General features: G+C 58.9%; 3 protein-coding genes. 1 reads left to right on the top strand and 2 read right to left on the bottom strand.

The features are described 5' to 3' along the window. Nucleotides 1-885: 885 nt before the first annotated feature. The gene (locus tag ACPT9U_RS17370; protein WP_004254673.1) at nucleotides 886-1,077 is read left to right on the top strand and encodes a DUF2283 domain-containing protein; all 192 of its coding nucleotides are present in this window, start codon (nucleotides 886-888) and stop codon (nucleotides 1,075-1,077) included. Nucleotides 1,078-1,444: 367 nt separating this feature from the next. Here the strand turns inward: ACPT9U_RS17370 and ACPT9U_RS17375 are convergent, their stop codons facing one another. Both ACPT9U_RS17375 and ACPT9U_RS17380 read right to left on the bottom strand, forming a co-directional pair. Further along, a complete protein-coding gene (locus tag ACPT9U_RS17375) occupies nucleotides 1,445-1,873 on the bottom strand; it encodes a CopG family ribbon-helix-helix protein (protein ID WP_353798716.1) in 429 nt (142 codons plus the stop codon). A 168-nt stretch (nucleotides 1,874-2,041) separates the two neighbouring features. Beyond that, a complete protein-coding gene (locus tag ACPT9U_RS17380; protein WP_435751875.1) occupies nucleotides 2,042-2,887 on the bottom strand; it encodes an IS630 family transposase in 846 nt (281 codons plus the stop codon). Between the last annotated feature and the right edge of the window lie 89 nt (nucleotides 2,888-2,976).

Consider the following 2,976-nt stretch of genomic DNA (forward strand, 5'->3'; position numbering starts at 1 on the left):
GGCCCCCCCCCCCCCCCCCCCCCCCGCGCGGCCCAAGGGCTCTGGAACCTCTCCCGTAGACCCTCACCTATTGGTCGCCGCAACGACTGTGGCTGCGTTCAGGGAGATCGCCCGAATCCGCGCTGCCGGCAACCTCGCCAAAGAGACAAACAAATGACGGGGCCACGGGTGGGCCAACATGGGCCAAAGCTGGGCCAACACCATTCTGGTGGCCCAAACGCAAAAAAGCCAACCACCGCTAAGTGATTGACTTTAATGACTTTTTTTGGTTGCGGGGGCAGGATTTGAACCTGCGACCCGGGTTATGAGGCTAAAAAAATTGCACGGCGTCCAGCGCAATCGTTTGTGGTTTCTCTGGGCTTAAAAGACCTCAAGCTTGATTTCATAGCGCTTTTGGCACACCGATCTGTGACGTCGAAGACCACTCGCGTGGACCACAACAGCCTAGGTGTCACAGTCCTCCTCCAAAAACTAGCCGAGCATCCGTCCCTTTGAGGCGGCAGTGGTCCACTCGCGAAGCCAGACGGACAACTCACTTCGGGATACTGGTCGATTTGTGGCGTACGATGACCATGCCGAATTGATACAGTCCGGGTGGAAGAGATCCGACCAGGAAGCTCGGCGGACGAGCTTCGATCGTCCCACAGTCCGCGAGAGCGGAACTCTATGCTAACCATCTGATGCTTCGCTGCGCAGGGCCATCTAGGATGAATGATACTCAAAACACAGTTTCAAGCTCTCACGTTACGCCGATTGGCGGCAACGTCTTTCTGGGTCTCGGGTTCCCACCCCGCGAAGCCGAGCGCTTGCTCTCCGGCTCCCAGATGAGGATTGAGGCAGCGCTCACGGAAACACCTGTAGACATGAAGCAAGGGACGCGCATCGATGAGGATCAGATACGACGAGCAAGATGACATCCTGTGCATCGGCTTCTCGGAGGAACCGATCGTGAGGGATGTTTCACTCGGGTGGAACGTGAACATCGGCTTTACAGCAAACGGAATCGCCGAGATCACGATCCTGGATGCCCGAACCGCAGGTCACTGGCCGATAGAGATCGAACCGAGCCCACAGTGACCGAGAACATACGCCGCTGCCAGACAGGCGGCGTCACGGTCGACTTCGACGGCGCCGATCACGGCGTTGCTCCGTTAGACGAGCGTTGGTCGTGGGGTCCTAGTTAAGCCCGCTTAACTAGTGCGGAACACTAGTTAAGTTTACGCGGATTTCTTTAATTAGCAGGACACTGGTCACTCTGGCTCCAACATCTCCACGTCGGGGAAGATGCCCTTGCTGAACGGGGAGTGGGGTGCGGGTGCGCTCGACATTCTGGCGCGCAGAGCCCGATCCGCCCACGCGGCTACCAGCTTGCTCGAGAGCGCCATCAGGAATTCATACAAGCGGGGTAACGCGGTAAGCGCCGTGTTGAAGCACGTTTGCCTCATCAGCGCGGCAGTGGCTGCGCCCTATCTGTACCAAGGCTATCCGCCCAAGCCTGCACAGCCAGGTGGTCGATGAGGAGGCCCGCGTCCACGTTGGCGAGTGCCTCTTGGGTCAGGCGGTCGCGCGTCTCCTCTTGGGCGATCCAAGCGGATAACGCTTGTTCCATGATCCAGCTGCGTGAGCGTTTCCGCGTTGAGGCCATTTGATCGACCTTGTCGGCCAGCGGAAGCGGTACGTGAGCGGCCAGCACTTTGGTGGATGCTGTTGTCAATATGAGCCTCACTGATAGGAAGCGCGCATCTGGAAGATCTCCTCCCGGTGCTGTTCTCCAAATTCGATCTGCACTTTCGAGCAGCGTTCGCGCGCAAGGCTTCGATCTGGTCTGGCATAAGGCGCGCGACGACGACGGATAAACTGTCGAGCAGGGCATCGGTCGTGAGATCTGAATCGCCCCGGGTTTACTCGACGGTCCCGTTCTTCAAGAAATACTGTCGCTCGAACGCTACCGGCGAGAACTGATTGGTGAGCCAAAGTCGAAAATGAACTCTTGAACTAGCCCGCGCTGCCGGGTTATTAACCCGGCAATTAAATAGCTAAATTACTGAGCGTACCGAACGTATTCATGGCTGAAATACGACCGCACTCGATCCGGCATCGCAGCGATCCGTTCCATGCACGTGCGCGCCTTCTGGAGAAGTGCGGCAGCGGTCCTGGCAATCGGCCCGGAGCGTATCGTCGTTTTCAGATCCCGGTTCAGATACTCGTCGGGGTTGAGTTCCGGCGCGTACGGCGGCAGGTAAAAGAGCTCGATCTTCTCGGTGTTTTCGGCAGCCCACTCGCGGACACGGTTGGCGCGGTGCACGCGCAAGTTGTCGACGATCAGGAACACCTTACGCTGCGCATCCTGAATCAGGTCTTTCAAGAACACGATGATGCGCTCGGCATCGATGGCGCCCTCGAAGAACGAGAAGCGCACCAAGCCCTGGTTGGTGATCGCCGAGATCATCGATGTCGACCCATGGCGACCGGCCGGCAGTCGAAGCTCAGGCGTCAGCCCCGCCATCGAGTAACCTCGCACCCAGTGCGAGTCCTGCCGAATGGCGGTCTCGTCACCCCAGTAGATCTCGGCATCCTCAGTCTTGGCGCGCGCAACGATCTTCGGATACTCGTCCTCAAGCCATGCCTTGAGCCGGGCCGGGTCCTGCTCGAGCGCGCGCTTGACCGGTCGCTGCGGCGTGAAGCCCCACCGCCGAAGGTACTCACCGACGGTACGAATAGGCATGTCGATGCCGAAGAGCTGCTTGATGGCGAGCATGACCGCGCGACGATTCCACAGCGCGAACTCGAGCTGCAGCTGGGCGGGGTTCGAGCCGATGATCTTCAAACGCAGCTGCTCCTCTTGAACCAGCGTCAATGTTCGTCCCGACCCAGGGCGCAGGGCCATCGCATTCGAAAGTCATAACCGATGAATCCCCAGCATTTTCATACGGATATCGTCATCCCAGGCCGCCCGCTTGCGCTTGAGTCGCAGGC

It is taken from the genome of Thauera sp. AutoDN2, assembly GCF_051280715.1.
Lineage (GTDB): Bacteria > Pseudomonadota > Gammaproteobacteria > Burkholderiales > Rhodocyclaceae > Thauera.

Bases quoted from the DNA above. Each gene is read 5' to 3' on its own strand.
- ACPT9U_RS17370 (WP_004254673.1), top strand. From the start codon at position 886: ATGAGGATCAGATACGACGAGCAAGATGACATCCTGTGCATCGGCTTC.
- ACPT9U_RS17375 (WP_353798716.1), bottom strand. From the start codon at position 1,873: ATGCCCTGCTCGACAGTTTATCCGTCGTCGTCGCGCGCCTTATGCCAG.
- ACPT9U_RS17380 (WP_435751875.1), bottom strand. From the start codon at position 2,887: ATGGCCCTGCGCCCTGGGTCGGGACGAACATTGACGCTGGTTCAAGAG.